The organism is Leuconostoc sp. BM2, from assembly GCF_002095565.1.
Classification (GTDB): domain Bacteria; phylum Bacillota; class Bacilli; order Lactobacillales; family Lactobacillaceae; genus Leuconostoc; species Leuconostoc falkenbergense.
On the sequence record NZ_MOWQ01000031.1, the window covers coordinates 1 to 21,580 of the forward strand.

General features: G+C 35.3%; 26 protein-coding genes and 1 pseudogene. 10 read left to right on the forward strand and 17 right to left on the reverse strand.

Translation table 11 applies throughout. The features are described 5' to 3' along the window. The 16 genes and pseudogenes from BMG01_RS08145 to BMG01_RS08215 all read right to left on the reverse strand — a co-directional run. Positions 1-1,087: pseudogene (locus tag BMG01_RS08145) on the reverse strand (hypothetical protein); the annotation flags it as partial. Positions 1,088-1,441: 354 nt separating this feature from the next. After that, positions 1,442-1,633, reverse strand: a complete 192-nt coding sequence (locus tag BMG01_RS08150; protein ID WP_004903368.1) for a hypothetical protein — start codon at positions 1,631-1,633, stop codon at positions 1,442-1,444. Then, complete coding sequence (locus BMG01_RS08155) at positions 1,633-2,154, reverse strand: antirestriction protein ArdA (RefSeq protein ID WP_036068091.1); 522 nt, start codon at positions 2,152-2,154, stop codon at positions 1,633-1,635. Before BMG01_RS08155 ends, BMG01_RS08150 begins: the two co-directional genes overlap by 1 nt. A gap of 31 nt (positions 2,155-2,185) precedes the next feature. Then, positions 2,186-3,280: a serine-rich aggregation substance UasX gene (gene uasX, locus BMG01_RS08160; RefSeq protein WP_036068092.1), complete on the reverse strand. Its 1,095-nt coding sequence runs from the start codon at positions 3,278-3,280 to the stop codon at positions 2,186-2,188. A 57-nt stretch (positions 3,281-3,337) separates the two neighbouring features. Then, entirely contained in the window at positions 3,338-3,772 is a 435-nt protein-coding gene (locus tag BMG01_RS08165; RefSeq protein WP_198493669.1) for a TcpE family conjugal transfer membrane protein, read from the reverse strand. A 1-nt stretch (position 3,773) separates the two neighbouring features. Then, positions 3,774-4,037 carry a TcpD family membrane protein gene (locus BMG01_RS08170; protein ID WP_002816178.1) on the reverse strand — a complete coding sequence of 88 codons (264 nt, stop codon included), beginning with the start codon at positions 4,035-4,037 and terminating at the stop codon, positions 3,774-3,776. Between the two features lie 12 nt (positions 4,038-4,049). Then, the gene (locus BMG01_RS08175) at positions 4,050-5,021 is read right to left on the reverse strand and encodes a conjugal transfer protein (RefSeq protein ID WP_036068095.1); all 972 of its coding nucleotides are present in this window, start codon (positions 5,019-5,021) and stop codon (positions 4,050-4,052) included. A 5-nt stretch (positions 5,022-5,026) separates the two neighbouring features. Continuing rightward, the gene (locus BMG01_RS08180; RefSeq protein WP_010000722.1) at positions 5,027-5,326 is read right to left on the reverse strand and encodes a hypothetical protein; all 300 of its coding nucleotides are present in this window, start codon (positions 5,324-5,326) and stop codon (positions 5,027-5,029) included. 25 nt (positions 5,327-5,351) lie between these two features. Then, a complete protein-coding gene (locus BMG01_RS08185; protein ID WP_036068101.1) occupies positions 5,352-6,539 on the reverse strand; it encodes a replication initiation factor domain-containing protein in 1,188 nt (395 codons plus the stop codon). Continuing rightward, entirely contained in the window at positions 6,520-6,831 is a 312-nt protein-coding gene (locus BMG01_RS08190; RefSeq protein ID WP_036068104.1) for a hypothetical protein, read from the reverse strand. Before BMG01_RS08190 ends, BMG01_RS08185 begins: the two co-directional genes overlap by 20 nt. 48 nt (positions 6,832-6,879) lie before the next feature. Further along, positions 6,880-7,158, reverse strand: coding sequence for a hypothetical protein (locus BMG01_RS08195; RefSeq protein WP_036068107.1), 279 nt, complete (start codon positions 7,156-7,158; stop codon positions 6,880-6,882). Positions 7,159-7,284: 126 nt separating this feature from the next. Beyond that, a complete protein-coding gene (locus BMG01_RS08200) occupies positions 7,285-8,373 on the reverse strand; it encodes an ATPase, T2SS/T4P/T4SS family (RefSeq protein WP_036068109.1) in 1,089 nt (362 codons plus the stop codon). Further along, positions 8,367-8,813 (reverse strand): hypothetical protein, encoded by a 447-nt coding sequence (locus BMG01_RS08205; RefSeq protein WP_036068111.1) that lies wholly within the window; start codon positions 8,811-8,813, stop codon positions 8,367-8,369. Before BMG01_RS08205 ends, BMG01_RS08200 begins: the two co-directional genes overlap by 7 nt. Before the next feature lie 21 nt (positions 8,814-8,834). Further along, positions 8,835-9,542, reverse strand: a complete 708-nt coding sequence (locus BMG01_RS08210; RefSeq protein WP_036068113.1) for a hypothetical protein — start codon at positions 9,540-9,542, stop codon at positions 8,835-8,837. An 81-nt stretch (positions 9,543-9,623) separates the two neighbouring features. Next, a complete protein-coding gene (locus tag BMG01_RS11345; RefSeq protein WP_190323705.1) occupies positions 9,624-9,773 on the reverse strand; it encodes a hypothetical protein in 150 nt (49 codons plus the stop codon). Continuing rightward, positions 9,766-9,957 carry a hypothetical protein gene (locus BMG01_RS08215; RefSeq protein WP_036068116.1) on the reverse strand — a complete coding sequence of 64 codons (192 nt, stop codon included), beginning with the start codon at positions 9,955-9,957 and terminating at the stop codon, positions 9,766-9,768. Before BMG01_RS08215 ends, BMG01_RS11345 begins: the two co-directional genes overlap by 8 nt. A 760-nt stretch (positions 9,958-10,717) precedes the next feature. On the opposite strand from BMG01_RS08215, the gene BMG01_RS08220 reads away from it, so the two are divergent. The 5 genes from BMG01_RS08220 to BMG01_RS08240 all read left to right on the forward strand — a co-directional run bounded on the left by BMG01_RS08220 (position 10,718) and on the right by BMG01_RS08240 (position 15,240). Then, positions 10,718-11,083: a helix-turn-helix transcriptional regulator gene (locus BMG01_RS08220; RefSeq protein ID WP_036068117.1), complete on the forward strand. Its 366-nt coding sequence runs from the start codon at positions 10,718-10,720 to the stop codon at positions 11,081-11,083. Beyond that, a complete protein-coding gene (locus tag BMG01_RS08225) occupies positions 11,084-11,740 on the forward strand; it encodes an ImmA/IrrE family metallo-endopeptidase (protein ID WP_051586143.1) in 657 nt (218 codons plus the stop codon). Between the two features lie 1,074 nt (positions 11,741-12,814). Further along, positions 12,815-13,639, forward strand: a complete 825-nt coding sequence (locus BMG01_RS08230) for a ParA family protein (RefSeq protein WP_036068120.1) — start codon at positions 12,815-12,817, stop codon at positions 13,637-13,639. Then, a complete protein-coding gene (locus tag BMG01_RS08235; RefSeq protein ID WP_004913374.1) occupies positions 13,639-13,968 on the forward strand; it encodes a hypothetical protein in 330 nt (109 codons plus the stop codon). Before BMG01_RS08230 ends, BMG01_RS08235 begins: the two co-directional genes overlap by 1 nt. Positions 13,969-14,322: 354 nt before the next feature. Next, complete coding sequence (locus BMG01_RS08240) at positions 14,323-15,240, forward strand: IS30 family transposase (protein ID WP_036068122.1); 918 nt, start codon at positions 14,323-14,325, stop codon at positions 15,238-15,240. Positions 15,241-15,325: 85 nt separating this feature from the next. Here BMG01_RS08240 and BMG01_RS08245 read toward each other — a convergent pair whose 3' ends face one another. After that, positions 15,326-15,970 carry a Crp/Fnr family transcriptional regulator gene (locus BMG01_RS08245; RefSeq protein ID WP_036068125.1) on the reverse strand — a complete coding sequence of 215 codons (645 nt, stop codon included), beginning with the start codon at positions 15,968-15,970 and terminating at the stop codon, positions 15,326-15,328. A gap of 93 nt (positions 15,971-16,063) precedes the next feature. Here BMG01_RS08245 and BMG01_RS08250 point away from each other — a divergent pair, with 93 nt between their 5' ends. The 5 genes from BMG01_RS08250 (at position 16,064) to BMG01_RS08270 (ending at position 21,218) form a co-directional block, all read left to right on the forward strand. Then, positions 16,064-17,410, forward strand: coding sequence for an FAD-dependent oxidoreductase (locus BMG01_RS08250; RefSeq protein WP_036068127.1), 1,347 nt, complete (start codon positions 16,064-16,066; stop codon positions 17,408-17,410). Positions 17,411-17,805: 395 nt separating this feature from the next. After that, positions 17,806-19,656 carry a heavy metal translocating P-type ATPase gene (locus BMG01_RS08255; RefSeq protein WP_036068616.1) on the forward strand — a complete coding sequence of 617 codons (1,851 nt, stop codon included), beginning with the start codon at positions 17,806-17,808 and terminating at the stop codon, positions 19,654-19,656. 63 nt (positions 19,657-19,719) lie between these two features. After that, entirely contained in the window at positions 19,720-19,956 is a 237-nt protein-coding gene (locus tag BMG01_RS08260) for a heavy-metal-associated domain-containing protein (protein WP_004909683.1), read from the forward strand. Position 19,957: 1 nt separating this feature from the next. After that, positions 19,958-20,509, forward strand: a complete 552-nt coding sequence (locus BMG01_RS08265; RefSeq protein ID WP_004909686.1) for a DNA starvation/stationary phase protection protein — start codon at positions 19,958-19,960, stop codon at positions 20,507-20,509. A gap of 16 nt (positions 20,510-20,525) precedes the next feature. Further along, positions 20,526-21,218, forward strand: coding sequence for a Crp/Fnr family transcriptional regulator (locus BMG01_RS08270; protein WP_004909688.1), 693 nt, complete (start codon positions 20,526-20,528; stop codon positions 21,216-21,218). Positions 21,219-21,580: the final 362 nt, after the last annotated feature.

Genomic DNA, 21,580 nt, shown 5'->3' on the forward strand with positions numbered 1-21,580 from the left:
TCCTAAATGATTCTATTAAATTAGCAACACGATCATGTAGGGTTTCAATATCTTCCGCTGATACCGTAAACGTGACTAAGGTGGAAAAGAAGTTTTTCTTTTCTGAAATATGATCGTTTAGCACTTCCGCAATTTCAATCGTTTTATCATCTTTACTAGAAGAAAATCCCTCTGCCTGATAACGTTCTTCAACATTATTACTAGCTGTCTTTAACGATTGACTAGCACGAGTTGCTAAGCCATAGATACCCTCTGACTTATAATAATGTGCTTTCAAATTGATGTCGATTGGATAACTCATATTTTGTACTAGTCGGAATAAATGAAAGCCTGTGATGTTTTCTGGCGTTGTCGATAACACTAATTTGGCAACATAACGCACATTATCATCATTAACCAATTTAACGTAGCCACTCACTGCCCCGTCATCAATCACAGTATCACTTAATTTGAAAATATCACGTTCTTGTCCGACTTTTCTAAAATCATGGAGCTGTCCCTGGATAAAGTTATTACGCATTAAATGAACTAATTCATCAGTGGTCAAACGCCTGGTATGATCCAAATAGCCAACTTTTTCATAAGCCTGTTTTTCACTAGCTCTAAAATCATCAAACAGTTTTTCGTCAAATGGCTTTTCATAATTAAACCAACCAGCCAACTCATCTACAAAGTTATTCATAGCATTAGTGGCTTGTTTAATCACTTTACCAGAATTTTGATTATGTAATTTGATACCCAAAACAAAACGTTCAATTGTCTGTGACACACCAGTAGCAGTGATTGCACTAATTTCATCTACAATCATTTGAACAGGTGTCTCACCCATATCGGTTGCTAAAGAGGGTTGCAATTCTTTATAACGATTAACCAAATCCAAATCACGATTATAAAGACGCAATTCAAAATCTTCAAAATCAGCAAGCCGATCAAATAACAGACTCAATTGTGTTTGTCGTTTGGAAATACCGGCCTCATCATTATCTGAAATACTTAGTGCTTCAATATTGAAATATGCCCAGGCTTCATTGTCCTGGGTTAATAAAATATTATCTTTCACGGCTTTAAATGGTACTGCTAGTTTCATTGATGTCTCCTTATTTTTTTATTTGTTATGTACCTACAAAGTCAAAGCTTTGTAGTATCTTCAATTGACAATAGCGTTATAATATAAATCAGTTAGTTAAGTTTGTCAGCAACGCTCAAAAATCTCTGAAATTATCCTTTTATGTGAATATATGACGTTTTCAATTACTGACAACCTAATTAACGCTGCCACTGTTGTCGCATCAACAGTGGTTTTTTTGTGGATAATAATTTTTCTATATTAGGTGTATAATTCTTTCTGTTGGGTAAGGTGCTCTCCTTGTGTTTTACAAAATATCATTGCTAACTTTCCCTACCCAATATTGACCACTGACCTCATCATCAGTGGTCTTTTTTAATACACAATCACTTTTTTTGTATCTTCCAACACAAAACCATTCTTAATGCGCCACCTGATTTGAATTAAACCGTTCGCATCAAAATAGCGTAATTCAAGGGTAGTTTTGAGATACGTCCACTTAATATCAGTGACATTAAGGTCATAGAGATAAGCATTATAAATCGCTTTAAATTCCGCAACTAACACTACAACCCTACATAATCGCCATGAGGTAGCTTTGTGAAATCACCACCCAAAATCAGATCATGTCCGTACTTCTTAAAGTCAAAATAGGTCTCAATCTCATCATTGGATAGTTGACCAACACCACCACGCCTTGCGATCACTTCGTTGGCTAAGTCATCTTCATCTTCTGCCTTAATAATCACTAAATTCTCAACTTGATTATCAATTGTGTTGTCAAGTAAAACTAACCCTTGATCATATAAATCAGCTAGAGTTTTTTCATCAACACCATTTTCAACAGCTCTTTTGGCACTCTCGACCATGTTATTTAGCTTAACAATCGACTCATAAGGATCTATTTTAAATGGTGCTTCATAATCACTGATCATGATTTCTTCGTTACCAGTATCTGATCTAATCGCGCCTTTTTCAGTTAAAACTTGTGTTACCCGGCTAGGTGACACAGGTAAGGTAAACCATTGACCAAGAGACGGTACATTCACAGCGCCAACAAATATTTTAATTTCACTAAACTTAATCATAAAAAAAACACCCCCTTTAGGTGCGAACTCATCAATTTCTAAAACGTTTGAATATCAATGCGCCTGTCATTGCCAAAACGCCTGATACAGCACTTAAAATGCCAATTGACGATTTTGCTTGCGTTGCATGTGTTTCTGGTAGGGCTTTGGCAACAGCGTCATCTAGATTTTGCTTAGCGTCAACAACCTTGTCATTGTTAGCGTCCTTACCATTAGCTGTTAGCACTTGATTATAGGCTTCAACAGCACGGGCGACACTAGGCACACTAGCGACTTGTGTTGGGACTGAAACAACATTACCAGAGCTATCGGGTGTGACTTCAACTGGTTTCACATGATTAGTTTCACCATTATCATTCTTATCAGGTGTTGTCGGTGTCAAAGGTACTGTGTTGGTATCGTTTGATGAACTTGATCCACCAGCATTTGAGTTATCTGTCACACCATTATTTGATGAGCCACCTTGATCACTTGATGAATTTGAACCACCATTGTCTGATGATGAATTTGATCCAACGTTACCTGATGATGAACCACCATTATCACTTGATGAACTCGTTCCAACATTATCATCTGGCAATGTTGAACCATTATCGTCATCATCACCTGGTGTTGGTTTTGGCGTATCAGTACCACTATTATCATCTGATGAACTCGTTCCACCATTGTCTGATGATGAACTTGAACCTGTGTCACCACCTGGCAAATTGCTATCATCATTATCGCCAAAATCATCACTTGATGATGTCGCACTTGCCACTGGATCAACACTAGACGTTAAGGCGACTGCTTTTACTTGTGGCAATACAGTAGAAGTGGCTTGTATTGGTTGTGCTGTACTAGTATCAGTTGTTGGTACAGTGCTTTTTTCAGCCGTTAATGAAACGTTATCAGCCTTAGCCGTATCATCAGTTTTAGTCTGATCAGTTGATGAAGCAGTCAATTGCGCTTGCTTATCATCTTGTACTGTATCAGTCGTTTTCACGGCTTGTGCGTCCGTGTTTGAAACTTTGTCAGCATTGACTTGTGTGGTATTAGCACTCACAGCTACTCCAGCTACCGCAACAGCTGCGATTACCCACAACTTACCTGATTTGTATAACTTGTACGTCTTTGAAATTTCCATAATTTGTTGTAAATAAAAAGCACTAATTTTTGCGCTTATCCTTTCTGATTTTTAACGTCAATCACGACTTTTAGATTTTTCAACAATAATTGGTGTATCTGCCATGTGACTCACTTCAAAATAACCAGTTGGCAAGACACGATCATGATAATAAACCGATCGATTAAGTATTCTTTTAATACCAAATGTCGCAATTGAAATGGCATACTGCACTAATCCTAAGCCGTCAGGCTTAACTCTGTTTGATAAAGAGACAATCCCAACAGGCATGGCAATATATGCGCCCACATAAACTAATTTACCTAAGTCAGAGTTAGCATGATAAAAAGCTTGCAATGGCACGTGAAAAATAAGATAAATAACAACGACTGAAGCAAAAAATATAATGGCTGGTTTCAAACTAATCCCAACAGGTAAGCTATATTCATCTGAAATTTTGCGAATGACAATATCTTGTTTCAACGCCTTTTGATAGTTATAAACTTCTGCCATATTAACCAAATATATTTTTAAAGATACCACCAATAGAATTAAGGACAGTATCTGGACTTTTAACAACGAAGTAGACCAAACCACCAACAGCAAGGCTGACTATTATTTGACCAATTGAGCCTTTAATAAAGTGTCTGACAACCAAATACATAATACCCATTGCAATAAACGCTGATACCCAACCAGCTACTTCTGATTGAAGACCCGTAAAGCTAATGGATCCCGTGGGAATTTGAAACATAAAATTTGTTACGATTGCTTTCATCATAACCTCCTCTTAATTTAATAGACCGCCTTGTGTATGGATCATCCTAACCACATAATAAGTTGATCCCTTTGGCGAAACGGTCAAAGTAAGCTGTTCTGAATGTTCCAGCTTTGTCTCTGTATCGGTTAGTGTCAACAAGTATTTAATGTTCATGTTGTCCTTAGAACCTGAAACGTTGACTTGATCAATACTCTTAACGGCGTATTGTCCCTCTAGTCCCTCTGGCTCTTTCATGATTAAAGACATATCACTAGCTTTTGAACTCACATACTTCTCACTAAAGGCTTTGACAAAGGCTTGAACTTTATCACTGCTTGCCAACGTGGCATTATTGGTATCATCTTGATCAATCTTGCCAACATGTCCGACAATATCTTGTTCGGTCGTAGCATAAGGTAACGCCAAAACAGTGTACTGCCCTGCTTTTTGAGCAAAAGGCAAATTAAAAACGCGAATAATTGTATTTTTATCGTTGCCAACCGTATAGCCAACTTGATACTGTGCAATCTTCACGTCATTTTTGGTAAACGTATTTAATAATCTGGATCCCACATACGTCTCTTTTTGTGAGTCCTGATTGTCATAAATTGTGCTACTGATATTAGTGGCAAAATACTTTTTTAAGGTTTTCAAACGTTTTTGCTTATCATCATCATTATCTGACTGCGTGAAATAGGTTTGAAAAAAACCTTGCGCATAACGATTAAGACTAGGTGAATAAACACTTTGTCCCATACTAGCCTTTTCTAGCTGGTCATCATACGTTTTCATCTTAGCAATGAGCTTATGATTAGTTTGACTCACATTACTAGCTTTTATAAAAGCAATTGCACCACTCAAACCAACTAAAACCAGGGCAATTTTAACAAAACGCCTAATCCATTTGCCCCGTTTTTGGACTTTGGCATAAGGCAATGATTGGTCTGGCTTATCACGAGACTTGACATAACCCTTTTTGATTGACTTTAACTTATCAAACACAAATTTTACATACCCCCAAACCGATCTACTTTTTGCGTAATTTCTTCTGCTAAATTGATGACGTTGTCCGCCACCTTTGGCAATGACTTGTATTGTTTGTTCAACACAGCCAAGTTACGACGTAAACTCGCTAAGTCATCACCGATTAAATCACTCCACTTTGGATCATTTTCCATGATTTCCTTAGCCTTGTTAACAGCAGCATACAAATTACCGTCTTCGATTTTTGACAATGCCTTAAAGTTAGCGACTTCGGTTGCAGTAGCGCTAAGTGCTTTTTTGAATTGTGTTCCTTGTTCTGACATCTGTGTGTCCTCCAATTTTTAACTTTTAAAAAGGTAAGTTGACCTTTTCGGCAACTGACAATAATTTCTTTTGACGCGGACTTAATTCTGCGTCATCAATAATTTCATCTATCGTTTCTTGACCAAAATATAGGATCAAGGCTTTTAACGTTGGTGCAACTTGTGTAATAAACCAATCAAGCGAACGCGCCATAGATAAATCGACTGGTTGAGCAACATACTCAACCACACTAGCCTGTTGCAAAAAGGCACGCCAGGGCGCCCATTGCTGTAACTTATCAATCTCTTTCTGCGCCATTTTATCAACGGACACATCATAGAATCTAACGTATTCTTGAAAGTAGGCAAATAATTCGGGTCCGACTTTACGTTTTTCGACAAGGTGCTGGGCTAGTGTTTGTGCACGATCCTGCTTTAATTCAATTTCATAACGATTTTTTATGCCAATTTCTTCATGTGGAATATGTCTTTTGGTCGCCTGTTCCTTGTCTTTTTCATAAAAACGAAAGAAAACTTGACCACTGCGCGAACCAAAATACATGGTTGCACCACCTGATTGACCATTACCGATAAAGGTTGGCTCACTTCTAAATTTTTGTGTGTAGCGCTTAGCTTCAACAATCTTGTAGAGATCAAAAATATTGAAAATTCGTTCCATATCGTTAAAAGCATAATCAATTCGTGTCACATGACCACCGTTATCCAAAGCAAGGCTTAGAAAATCAAAAATATTTCTATCTTGTTGCATGAGCATATTTTCCAAAATTCGTATTCCTTGACCTGATACCGTGATCAAACTTTCTGGCGCGTCTTTTTTGCCGTACACTGTGATAAAGGCTTGACCTGCAAAAGCGTAGGTAATTGAATAACCAAAACGTCCACCGTCACGTTGAATAAATAAATCATATCCTGACTGTAAAAGCGTTTTGACTAGCCATTCCGCAGTACGCATTTTAAACGAAATACTTAAATAATCCAGCCATAAACTCATACCAGCTGCATTTAACAACACGCTTAGCGTATGCCGTTGATCTGCATTTAATAATCTGGCAATCACCTCATCACTACGTTCAATTTTTTTGATGTAAGTTGACCGTGAAACATTAAGAAACAAAGCCATTTGAACTTGCGATAAGTCTAACTCTTTACGAAACGCCACTAAATCAATTCCTCTAGTGACTTCATAATCTAACTTAAAATATTTCTCTGACATGTTTTACTTGTTTGTAAACAACGTCCCAAATCTGCATACGATCCATTTTTTCATCAACAGACTTTGTAGCAAACGTCATGTACCAATCACCCTCTCCTTTCTGGTAAACCTGTTCTGGATCCACGATAGTCCCCAATGCAAGCGCTGGGGGTAACTTATCACCTGCAACTTGATATACCCGCGTATCAATGACATGTTCGTCAAGAAAATGACCAAATAAAAACGCATAACCTGTATTATGCGCTGTGCCATATAATTCATTTGGTAGAATACCAAGATATTGATATAACAAATTCCGTTTTAATAACCTCATTTCTATTTTTATTAAGTAAATTTAATATTAAAACGATTTTTTAACATCATTTTTTAATTTAAAATCAAATTTACACACTGGTTTTAAATCGCTGTAAATCAACGCCCCGTAAGAATGAGGGCTTGTTGCCTGTTGGCTTTTTTGGAAATTTACCCCCCCTATTAGTAATTTGGGGGGTTGGCGAATTTGATCAAATGATTGTACGTTATTCAGCGCACAATCGGCTACAAAGACACAACGGCACGTAATCCCCTTTTCTAACGCCACCAGTCGCGCACCAGCAGAGCTGGGCGCTTCCTTTTCCACAGCAGAGCTGTTCCATGGCTGAAAAGGGTTAACGTGCCGTAAGTGCTTTACTTAACGCCTCATGCACCCCGACTGCCTACAATCACTAAATCAAATTAGACCTGCCAAATAACTAATAGGGACTAACTAAAAGTTCAATTCTACATATTTAGCGCTTTTACTATCCAAAAAATCCTTAATCTCACCCATTGGCTCAACTGGAACGGCTGGATATTGCTGACCTAATTCATCAAAATATTTAAAAGGCACAAAGTCTTTAGGAATAACAGGCGCAAAAAATGATCTGGCTTGCCCTGGTGTCATAGCTAAATAACCCCACCCCTTTAAATTCTTTGAGAGTTCCTTAAACTGCACTTCGTCAACATCATCAGGGAACATCATAGATAGTCCACTAGATTTCATCTTACCAAGTGCCACACGGAACTGGAATTGATCACGAGACGCACTCCCAATCATATCAGCCGTTGGTTTCTGCATAGCAATCGCTACAAAGTAACCTAATTGACGACCTAACATCGTAATTTGTCCCAAAATTTGTTGGATCGCTTCACTTTCGTTATATTTCAAACCAGAAACAAACGCACCAAATTCATCAAAAACAAAAAAATGTGGTTTCAAGCCATACTTACGATAGTTGCCAACATTTTCTTCTAAATTATCATTCAATAGATCATGATATTCACGACCACGCTTAATCATTTCCAAATAAAAACGATAAAATGATTTTAGAATACGATCACGACCATAAGTCACACGATATTTTAGGGACGCTGTTTTGCCAAGCACTGATAAATCAGTCTCTTTAGGATCTGCAACATCAACAATCGCACCACTTTTAATCAGACCATTCAGCAAACTAAACAAAAAGAATGATTTACCAGAACCCGTATCACCAGAAATAAGTGCCTGGGGATATTTTTCATAATCCCAAACCACCCCTTTCATAATTTCAATCGTATGATCTGTTATGGTCATGTCAGATAATCCTAAGCGTAATCCCAACGGATTAGAAATAAAGTCAAATGACTTAAAACCAAAAATATCGTTCGTCCCCACACCGTCCGCAAACAACATAGCCGACATAGGTTGTGAAATACGGCGATCACGAAAACGATCCTGATACTTTTGTCCGTCCATTGGCAAATAGATTGAAAAACCAACCTTACCATTATTTTTTAAGCTAACCTTTGGCAGCTTAATTTTTTGTTTTACCAATGCCAACCACCTTTCTCACCACTTAAATTGAAACTCAAACGGTGTTCTTTTTCATCAACTTCCTTGACCAAATAATATTGATTAGCAATTAACCAATTAGATAAGCGTTCTAAACGAAAAACAGTCGCCCAAAAACCTTGAAATTGATAAGTCTTCCAATACCAATAACTTGCACCAAGCACTAAGACAACCATAGCAATCAAAGTTAAATAAAGACCTGGTAACAAACTATTGACGAAAGCTAACCAATCCACTTGTGTGACCAATGCTTTTATAAAACTGACTAACCCTTTACTAGGTGGCATGATAGCAAGTAACCGAAAAACAATCGTGATCAAAAATACGACCACTGGCACAAGACCAATTGCAATAAAAACATCACGTCTTAAATGCCTATGCCAATAACGAACACGGAAACCACGGGGAAATAACTGACTCATTGATTAACCCCTTTCTTGCCATTACTTAGTTTTGGCTTCAGCAGGCTTAACAGTTGTTTGTGGCTTATTATCAACAGTTGCCTTTGAAATACCACTAGCAGAGAAGAACAAAACATCTTGATCTGGATCATCATTGGTTGAACCGTCAAATAATGACACAACCAAATTTTCAAATTCAACCTTATCAAATGGCTTAAAGGCACCCTCTGGGAATACGCCCACAGGAACACGAACTGTTAATGCCTTACCATTTTCATCACTCACACGCACATCTTTAGCAATCAAATCACCAACACGGGATCCACGATCTTGTTGTTCCTGATACGTCAAAGTTTCAAAGACATCACGAGTGGCACCATACATAAATGAACCCGTAAAGAAATCTGTATCAACAACAGGGAAATACTCACCCTTAACCACAACCATAGTACGGGCTGACTCATTCGCCCAAGTAGTCGCTACTGTTTCATTCTCTTTCTTAATAACAGCAGTCAAACCAGAAACCTTAGTCCGTGAACCACCAATTGGCACCAAATCTAGCGTCATATTTTCAAACTTCACAACATCTTTTGGCTTCAATCCCTCTGGCAACTTACCAACTGGTGTAACAGTCAAGGCATCAGCGTCAGACCCTTCAATCAAAAACTGTGGTCGCCCATTATCAGGTGTGCCTAAATACAAAAACTTCAAGTTACCCTTTTCAGGCAACAACTTCAACATTTTACTCATAAAAATAAAAACTCGCTTTCTTAATCAAAATAAAAAGAACACTCTAGATCAAATAATCAAAATGTTCTTAGCAACAAACCATTAAATTTTAGTCTCAACCGACACATGGAACTCATACTTACCAGCCAATGGCTTTAAATCAGCTAACAATTCCGCATGTTCATCTGCCGTTAAAGGCTTTTCAAAATCACCACGCAAGAATATTTTCGTCTTGCCCTCATCATTAGTCATAATAACGTTTAAACCGCCTTTCATGATACGTTTGTTCATACTCACTAAGTGGGATATAATTTTCAGGTTTAATCAAACCTTTCAAAATTTGATTATCTTTTTCCTCGAACCACTTAATTAGTTCAATGTCGGTTGTTAATAGACCCCCATCATCTAATGTAAACACATCAGGATATTCGTCCATAACCACCACCCTACAATAAAACGCCCTGATCAACTAAATTAGTTAAAAAGAACGTAATTTATAAAAAAATTATAATTCATCAACAATAAGTTAAATTGTAAAAAAAACCTAAAAAACAACTTAACTTATCAATTCATATCTATTTCTAACAAGACCAGCGATAAACTAAAATGGATTATAACCAATCATTGCGAACGCTCACACTTTCAATAAGTGATCCTGGCATTCTTTACATCTACAATTTGTGTTCTGCCAAACGCCACTTGACGTTTAACTCCCCCACACTCTGCGCGCCTTTGACACCGCTACGGGTTTGATTTCAGTAGTTAATGATTAATTGACATAACGCAGTTAATCATCACGAGCTAGATATGAAAGCTCGACCCCATGACTACTCGCCAGGTAGCATAACAAAATAATAAGCACAAAAAACTTGCATTATTTTAATATCTCACATACAATTATCTTGTCTAGAGGTAATTGTAAAAATGAATATAATTGTTATCTAAATGACTGTATATTCAGTTTTTATAACTTCGTCTGGTGCCTTGCGCACCTTTTTTTATTCTCTCATAAGGATAGAAGATAAAAAATTAACTCAAATGGATAAAATTAAATGTCGCCCAATTGCACGGGCTTTTTTTATCAACTAACTTACAAATACTATTATATTCGTATATTTTTGAATGTCAACAATTTTTAAAAATATTTTTCGTTAATTTACGATTTTAAAACAATAAACAATTTAAGGGAACCAATAATGACAGAGGAATATAACTTATTAGATAGAGTTAAACAACTGGCAAAAGAACAAGGAAAAACACTATCAGACATAGAAAAAGAAGCTAAACTGGGCACTAGAAGTATATATTCTTGGAAAAATATTGCTCCTAATACCAAAAATTTAGAAACAGTTGCAACCGTTTTAAATACCTCAACGGACTATCTTTTAGGACGAACTGATGATTCAACGCCAATTGATGTTTATTTTCGTATTGACATGAAAAATGTACCAGAAGAAAAACGAGAAGACTTCAAAAAAGAACTCACACTGTTACGAGACTTCGCATTTAAGCGATTACAAGAAGAAGAGAAAAAGTTAGACGATCAGGGAAAAGATAACTAAATGAATACTGACGAGATAGAAAAATATACCGAACTTGAAAATCAGGCAAACCAATTAATTGAAACGGTAGCAACAGAAAATAATTGTGATCCACAAGACCTGAAATGGTGGCATATATCAAACTATTTAGAAGACAACCATAAAATTGTTCTCGTCCCACTCAATAAAAATGAATTTAGTACGATCATCGCAGATACCTATGGCATTTATGGATTAACTTTGAAAGATAATCGTATGGCCATGATCTGTTACAACAATGAATGTACAGAAACCCGACAACACTTTACAATCATGCACGAAATTGGGCACTTCTTACTTCACAAAAATAATCAAACATATCCTTCTTTAATGCAAGAAAACGATTATACCGAAGAAGACCAAATCTTTGAAAAAGAAGCCAATAATATAGCTGGTATGTTATTAGCAAACAAAAAAGCCATTCAATCATTACTAAACGAAAGAAAGCCTTTTAATTATTTATGTAAATATTTTGGCATTAGTAGCCAAGCTATGCGAATCCGATTATTTAACTTATTCTACTTTCAAACAGCTAAACAGGTCATTGAAGAAGAAAAACAGGTAAAAAATATTTTTATTTACTCACAGCAAACAATCGCCAACTATATTTATAAAAACTATCAATTCAATATCAAATAAAATCTGCCACCAGACACGGAAACCGCGCAACAGCCAACCGCCAACACAACAGTTGAGATCGCCCGTGGTTATTATTATCATTGTGGCTTTTTTTAATGTCTTTAAATCAAAACCAATAGAGAAAACTACAAGAAATTGTTGACACAAGCAAGTCACAAATGCTTGATTGAGAGTGAGGGAAGTTTAGAGCTGAAAATAGTTTTTCCCTTGTTTTTAGGAAGAAAAAAACTTTAATCAAACAAACACTTGACCGATCGTTCAGTCGTCCGTCACTTTATCCATACAAGCTTTGGTTTTACCCACTTGCTTTAATCAATTACTTAGTCATTGAACCAATAAAAAAACGCCCTTATTGGCGCTGTATCACTATACTTATTCTCTTTGTCACGATACAGCTTAAATACAAGCTCTGTGTCCTTAAACACCGTTTTACCTGCCGAGCCGTTAATGGTCGCTCTCACCCTACTACACGCCCAGTATGGCTTGTTTGTGTAGCACCCACATATTTTTGTACAGTAGTGTCTGGGAAAATGGCACTTGTCTATTTTTTCGTATACCTGATACAGCATTTTGGATCTACCGAGTTGCAAGAAACACAACTACCCCCTACCTGTCATATCAACCATACCCCTTAAAGTGTTTGGTTTCACTCTTTTTGAAATCACCCACATTTACAACACAAAGGTTATATTGTATAATAGAGCTACATTGATCAACTAAAAAAGATGTATGTAGCTATCAAGGATTGCCGTCCTTGGTGGCTTTTCTTTTTATAATAAATTTTATTTATGTTTATGCACATAATATAACGTATCAAACATCACTATGTCAATAGTTTTATAAAGTTATAGAGTTTAATACTATTTTATAAAGTTATTATTTTATAAAGTTATATTATTATATTTTGCTAATATTATAAAGTTATGATATTATATATTTATAAATAATTTATATTGCTTATTCATCAATAGATTGAACACTAGAAGTATAAGATTATATATTTATGAATTTCCAAATTTATACTATTATAACTTTATATTCTTATACTTTTATAATTTTATAAAGAGGTTAAAAATGACTAAAGTTATTACAACTGGAAACTTTAAGGGTGGTGTAGGGAAGACAACAAATTCCGTCATGCTATCTTATACGTTATCTAAAATGGACAAAAAAGTATTACTCATTGACTTAGATCCTCAAGCTAATGCAACGGACTTATTGTTAACAACAATGACTAATATTTACAAGAAAAAACCAGATTTTAAAGAGACACTTTTTGAATCTATCAAAAACAACAATCCAAAAGAGGCATTAATAAATGTAAAAGATAACCTCGACTTATTACCGTCATATTCTGATCTACAAAACTATGAACGATTTTTGTATGATAACTTTTCTGATGATTACTCACAAGACCATCATTTAACAAATTTCATCAGCAAAATAAAAAATGAGTATGACTTTGTATTTTTAGATATTCCACCACAGCTTAACAAATTCACTGACAATGCACTTGTGGCAAGTGATTTTGTGATTGTTATACTACAAACACAAGAACGAGCTTTAAAGGGTGCTGAAAAATATATAGAACATCTGTTAGCGTTACAAGACGACTATAACTTGGATATAGACCTTCTGGGTATACTTCCCGTACTACAACAAAACGGATCTGAACTTGACCTGGATGTTTTACAAGACGCCACCGAGAGTTTTGGTGATAACAATATTTTCAAGACTCATATTAAACAAATGAATAGATTAAAAAGATTTGATAGAACAGGAATAACTGATAATACCAAAGATATTCACGACAAACGTATACACGCAATTTACAGCGAACTCATAGCGGAAACACTTGAACGCATAACTATATTCGAAAAAAATAAGGAGCATGAATAATGACGGACAATATTGGATTAAATTCATTTCGAAAAAAGAAGACAGAGCGCCCAGAAAATATTATTCCTGAACTTTCTGAAGATACTAACCGTACTATGCCAGAAGATTTATTGAAGCTTCCTCAAAAGAAATTGACAAGCAAGGATCTACCAAAATCAATCAGACTACCATTAAACACACATACTGCTATAAGCACAATTGCTACATTGCAAAGTAAAAAAATTTATGAAGTAATAAATGATATTGTAGAAGAATACATCAACAATCTGCCTGTAAGCGAAAAAAAGATTATTCGATCCAGTATTGAAACTGTGAAAAACAATCATTAAAAAAATTGGTATAGATTGTGAAAAAAGGGTAAAAGCGAGTTTGTGAACTGTCGGAAAAGGACAGGGGGATCAAAATTCACAAGGCTGATTTCACAATTGGCGATAGCGGTTGCTATAACGGCTACTCTGGGTAAGACATGTTATGTTAACCTTAATTGGTCTACAGACCTAAATATGAAATCAAACATCGTTAAATCAAGAATTTTTAGTTAATTCTATCGGCCAAACAACAGTGCATAAAACATTCTGAAACAGCATAGGGTAGATTGTAAAATTAAACCGAACACTTGAATAAAAAAGCCGCAGCGCCTTTAATGGTAATTGTCCAAAACAACCATAAAGGAACTGCGACTCATGACTAGTTTATCATCTCAAGAACGTACTGTCATTCAAACTTTTCTGGAATTGAATTATTCGATTCGTGCCATTGCGCGCTTTATTAAACGCTCTCCTTCAACCGTTTCGATTGAAATTCATCAAGTCACGCCCTATAAAGCTGATATTGCTCATGCATTGGCATTGAAAAAACGTCATCTACGTGGTCGTCATGACACGCTAACACCAGCTATCGCTGTCTTTTTGAATGAGCACATTGGCATTTTAAAGTGGTCACCAGAAACTGCTGCTCATGTTTTAGGGTTACCTTTCAAAACGATTTATAATTGGCTCAATGCTGGCCGACTCAAACTGTCATTAGCTGATTTACCTGACAAAGGTATTCGTCAAAAACGTCAGTCTGATGGCAGACGTCAAGTATTTGTTCACGGCCGTTCAATTGAATCAAGACCCAAAAGTGTTCAAGCACGGCAGGATTTTGGTCACTTTGAAGTTGATACGATGCAATCGGGTAAGAAACGTGGTGAAGTGCTTGTCACAATCACAGAAAGATTAAGCCGGCAACATATTGTGAGGCAAGTTAGTGGTCGCAATAGTCAGGCAGTGACACCAGTATTAATTCATTTTTTTCAAGGGATCGAGAATGCTAAGTCAATCACTGTTGATCGAGGACGAGAGTTTGCAAAATATGATGAAATCGAGCAAAAACTAGGCATTCCAGTTTACTTTGCACACCCATACTCACCAGAAGAACGTGGGAGTAATGAGATATTAAACCGATACGTTCGGCGATTCATACCAAAGGAGCGAAAAATTGAGACGGTTAGCGCCAAAGAATTAGATCAAATTAATCATTGGATTAATGCAAGACCAATGAAAACACTCAATTGGCAATCACCACGAAAGGTTTTTCAGCAGTTTGCAGTGTTCGGTTAATTCTTGCAATCTACCATAATCAAAATTACATTAATCTGTTTGTATATACATCGTGAATTGCTGTACAGTAAATAACTATTTTACACTATAGAATAGTTATTGTTTTATTTTCAATGCTTATTAAGTTTTGTTCACTTAATTTCCGAAATAATCTGCTTAAAGTTGCGGGCGATATGTTTAGTATTAGAGCGAGATCTTTCTTTGACGAGTCAAGTACAAAAGTTTCGCTGCCGTTTCTTTCAGATAGATTAGTCAAATAGTCCATTAACCTATGGGAAGAATTCATAAATTGTCCACTTATAAACGAACTTTCCATTTCTATTAAGCGATCACCATATGCATTTAACATCTTAATTGCTAGATCAGGATACATACATAAGAGATTTTGAAAATCCGTTTGTCTAATAATACAAATTTGTGATTTTTTTATGACTTTTGCAAAATACCGATGTTTATTTTTATTAAAAATTGAAGTGTCATAGTTGAACTGTCCGTCTGTTAATGTATACAAAACAAGCTCACGACCGTCCGAACTGACTGAAATGATATCCACTTGTCCAGAGTCCACAATAAATAATCCAGATAAGTCATCATCAGGTTGATATATATAGCTTCCTGATTCATATTGTTTTTTATGAGTCGATATTTTTACCAATTCAGTAATGATATTATCTGATAATGTTTGAAATACTGGAATTTTTTGTATACAAGAAAAATTGTTATGTGACATGTTTCACCCTTTATTGACCAAGGTCTTTTTTTTTTTTGTCAGTAATTATATAATATAGATATTGTAAATTGTATCACTAAAATGGAGGACAGTATGAAAGTAGTAGTTATAGGCTCAACACACGCAGGTACAGCAGCTATAAAGTCAATAATTAAGCATAACAAAGATGTTGAAGTTGAAGTATTTGATAGAAACGATAATGTTTCTTTTCTATCGTGTGGCATTGCACTAACTGTTCAGGGTGAGGTTAAAAATGTAAATGACTTATTTTATTCTTCACCTCATGAGCTACAAGAAATTGGTGCTGTTATTCACATGGAACACGAAGTAACTTCGGTTGATGCTAATAGCAAAAAGATTATGGTTAAAAATCTAAAAACGAGTGAAACATATTCTGTAGGTTATGATAAGTTAATTGCCACTACAGGTTCATGGCCAATCATCCCAAATATTCCTGGTATTGATGATTCACGTATTGTATTATCAAAAAATTATGAACATGCGAAGAAGTTAATCAAACTAGCCAATGATAAAAACACAAGAAGAGTTATTGTTGTTGGTGGAGGGTATATTGGAACAGAATTAGTGGAAGCATTTAACTCGAACGGCAAAGAGGTAACACTGATTGATAACCAACCCAGTATCTTAAATAAATATTTTGACGAAAAATTCACTAATAATGTTGAAGAACTATTCAAATCAAAAGGTGTCAGAATCAGAACAGGTGAATTTGTTAAAAGTTTTAAAGACACTGGTGAAGGATTAGCTGTAACAACAGATTCAAACCAATATCTAGCTGATTTAGTGATAATGTCGGTTGGATTTAAGCCTAATACTAGTTTATTTGATGGACAGCTACAAACAACCCCAAATGGCGCGTTAATTGTTGATGATTACATGAATACTAGTGACTCTAACATCATGGCTGCAGGTGATTCTGTGGCTGTTCATTATAATCCCACTGGAGATAATGCATATATTCCTTTAGCTACTAATGCAGTTAGGCAAGGAACACTTATTGGATATAATTTAATGGAGCCTAAAATAAAGTACATGGGAACCCAGTCAACCTCTGGTTTGAAATTGTACGACTTAAATATGGCATCTTCAGGTTTAACGGCTTTACATGCTAAAGAATTAGGAATTGATGCGGATTCTATAACAATGATCGATAATTTTCGACCAGAATTTATGTCTTCAACAGAACCTATTTTAATGAGTATTACTTGGGAATGCTCAACTGAAAGGATTTTAGGAATTCAGCTTCAGAGTAGATACGACATATCACAGTCTGCCAATGCAGCATCCATAGCTATACAAAAAAATATGACACTAACTGACTTATCCTTTGTGGATATGCTTTTTCAGCCTTGGTTTGATCGCCCATTCAATTATCTAAATCTTTTGGCACAGGCAGCTTTGGATCGCATCAATAATTAATTTATCAAAAGTTAATAACCTTACTAAAAAGGTGAAAAATATCTCTATCGAGTTATTTTTCGCCTTTTTAGTAGTAAATCTATATTATAAAGCAACATTGTTAAATATCTATTGCTCATATTTTAAAAGAATTTGTTTTCCTGACGCTGCTTTGTTATTATTTTATTTATTAGTTTATGTATCAAATTTAAGAAATGTGCTCGTATACTGAAAATCCGGACTGATTTATTTTTAGGGCATAATCCGAGATAATCAAGTATAGGAGTTTTTTTAGTATAAGAGCACCCTAATATTTTTACTTATTTAGAACTATTTCATAAACTTGATGGACGTCAAGTTTATATCTCCCAAAAGTTAATACACTTTAGTTGAACTAAAATTAAGGGAGAAATCATATGCAACATAATATTCTTAAATATAAAAATAAAATTATGAGTATCACTGGCTTACTCATTGCCTTAGGACTAATTTCACACTTTATTTTTGCCAATACAATAATTTTTAATAGTGCTTTTATTATAGCTTCGATATTAGGCGCTACCCCCATTTCTTTACAGGCTTATCAGGCTATGAAAGTAAAAGTAGTAAGTATTGATGTTTTAGTAACGATAGCGGTCATTGGTGCTCTCTTTATTCAAAATTATGAAGAATCAGCAATTGTTACTTTTTTATTTTTATTTGGATCATATTTAGAACAACGAACACTTAACCAAACACGATCAGCTATTAAAGAGTTGACGGAAATGGCTCCAGAAACTGCTTTTAAGCAATTGACAGGGGGACAATTTGCAGAAGTAGATATTGATGAAGTAGAAGAAGGGGATATTCTCCTAGTAAAGACTGGTACCAAGATTCCCGTAGATGGTAGGGTAACTACTGGAAAAGGATATGTAAATGAGGCTAATATCACAGGTGAATCTTTACCTTTAAAGAAAGAAAAAGACGATGAAGTATTTGCCGGTACTATTATGGACAATGGTACTATTCAAATAGTGACTGATAGAGTAGGGGAAGATTCTACATTTGGAAAAATTATTGAGTTGGTAGAAGAGGCACAAGATTCTAAATCAGAAGCAGAACGATTTATTGACCAGTTTTCTCGCTGGTATACACCTGCAGTACTTACAATTGGACTGTTAGTTTGGGTATTAACCAAAGATACAGAACTTGCGATTACTGTATTAGTACTTGGTTGCCCAGGAGCCTTGGTAATTGGTGTACCTGTTTCAAATGTTGCGGGGATAGGAAATGGCGCAAAAAATGGTATTTTATTTAAAGGTTCTGAAGTGATTAGTCATTTTGCCAATGCAGATACAGTGTTATTCGATAAAACAGGTACCTTAACTGAAGGAAAGCCTGAAGTGAGCGATATTATTCATTATGGAAATAATCAGGAGGAGGATTTATCTCTATTGCTTTCAGTTGAAAGTGAGTCTGATCATCCATTAGCTGTCGCTATTGTAAATAAATTAGCACAATATAAAGTAAGGCCTATAGAAAATACACAGGTTGTAAAAGGTGGGGGCGTAATTGCTCACGTAGATGGGCACGTTGTTTCAGTAGGAAATAAAACCTTAATGAAACAAGAAGGTATACCGCTATCAGATGATGTTCTTAAAAAATTGAATAAATTAGAAAGAACCGGTAATTCAATTGTATTAACGGCAGTTGATCATAAGTTAATCATGTTAATGGGTATCCGCGACAAAGTTCGACCAGGTGTTAAGCAGGACTTACAAAAATTAAAATCACTTGGTATTAAAAATCTCATTGTATTATCAGGTGATAACCAAGGTACAGTTAATTCAGTTAAAAAGGAATTAGGTTTAACCGAAGCCCATGGTGATATGCTACCAGAGGACAAGCAAGCATTTCTAAAAAGACGACAGGACTCAGGTGAAATAGTTGTTTTTATCGGTGACGGCGTTAATGACAGTCCCTCTCTGGCTACTGCAGAGGTAGGTATAGCTATGGGGAATGGAACAGATGTCGCAATTGAAAGTTCAGATATTGTTTTAATGAATTCTAACTTTAACCGCCTTCCTCATGCTTTAGGCCTAGCAAAAGGAACATATGCGAATATGCGACAAAATATTCTGATTGCTGTTGGCGTCGTGATAATACTATTGGTTAGTTTAATATTTAGTGAATGGATGTCTATGTCAATTGGGATGTTGGTTCATGAGGCCAGTATTTTAGTAGTTATTTTAAATGCAATGAGATTAAGAGGTTATCAATTAAGATAATTGATCTATATCAAGTATCTTAAAAAGAATGGCCTATATAATTTATTTAAAGGAGTGATAGATATGACTAAAGCAACATTAAAATTAGAAACATTAACTTGTCCATCATGTTTACAAAAAATCGAACGTGGTTTAAAACAGACTGCTGGTGTAAAAAAAGATTCTGTAAAAGTACTTTTCAATGCGAGTAAGGTAAAAGTGGATTTTGATGAAAATCAGGTCAATTTGAATACAATTGAAAAAGCAATTGAAGACTTAGGATACCCAGTAATTAGTTCAAAAGTAAAGGAAGGTGCATAAAATGACAACGGTAAATGAAAGGCAAGAAAAATTAGCTGCCGAACAAGCATATAAAGAACACATTCATCATACTAAGATTAATTCTGCAGCTGTTACAGATCATATACTTGCTAATATTCATACATTACATGTAAAATTGCATCAATATCATTGGTATGTAAAAGGCAAAAATTTCTATGCATTGCATAATGTTTTTGAAAATTTATATAACGAGAATGAGGCATGGTTTGATAAAATTGCAGAACGTTTACTAGCTTCAGGATTTAAGCCAGCATCAACAACTACTGAATTTCAAGAATTTACAACGATTTCTGAAGATTCTTCGGAAAAATATTACACTGCTGATGAGATGGTCCTACAGATAGTAGAAGATTTTAGATCTAATCGTGAATTTACTATTCGTGCAATTCGCTTAGCACAAGAAGAAGGAAATGATGCTTTAGAAGATTCACTAATTAGTTATAAAGCTTATTTAGACGTAAATATTTGGAAACTTCAATCATTTATTAATAAGGATGCCTTAGAAGACGATGACTATATAGATAACGATTAATTAGGAGGAAAACGGTATGGCATACCATAATCATCATAGTCATGTAGATTGTATACGTTTAGTGCCGATTTTCAATCATCTCAATGATGAACAAATGCATCTAATTGCTCAATCAGCGAATGAAGTACAATACGTAAAGAACGAGCTATTATTTAGGTTTGGTGATAAAGATGACACATTATATATCATAAACAATGGACGTGTACGTATTTATAGCCTAAGTGAGTCTGGTCGTGAGCAAACCATACGTATCCTACATCCGGGTGATTTTATGGGGGAAGTTGCTGTTTTACAGACTGAAGGTTATCATTCGAATTATGCTGAAGCAATATCGGAAACAAGTATTTGTAGGATTCATAAAAAGGATTTAGATCAATATTTAGATCTCTATCCAGAAATCATGCGACGAATATTATCGGATATTACAAAACGGCTACAGTTATCAGAAAAACAAACTGTGCAAGTCAGTATTGAACCTGTTGAAGCTCGAATTATTGATTTTCTATCAGAAAATGTTGAAGATGAAAAAAACCATACTTATGTGACTTTACCCATGTCAAAAAAAGATTTGGCTACTTACCTGGGGACAACTCCAGAGACAATAAGCCGTAAGTTCTCATCATTGGAAGAGAGAGGTCTAATTAAACGGCATACCCAAAAATGTGTTGAGATATTTGATTTAGATGAATTATTATTTGTATCAAGTTAAGTCGACTTATACTTAAAAATAAGGATATTGATTTGAATGCATACCAAACATTAATTGAAGTCCAAGCAGCCATTGGTTGATATATCAATTTTTATAATCGCAATCGCATCTCAATTATCACTAAGTAACTGAATAAAACTTACTAACATTAAAGGTGAAGATTAATCTCGACGGAGATAGTCTTCACCTATTTTTGATTTATTCTAAAATAGGTTGTGAAGCATAGGTCGCGGATTTTTTTGGCACTGGATGTCGTGAATAAAAGTGGCCGTTTCACTGGCGTTACCACACAATTTGTTCTTAGTAAGTTAGACGCTAGACGTCGAGTATAGAAAATTAGATGGTGATGGCTGCCAGTGACT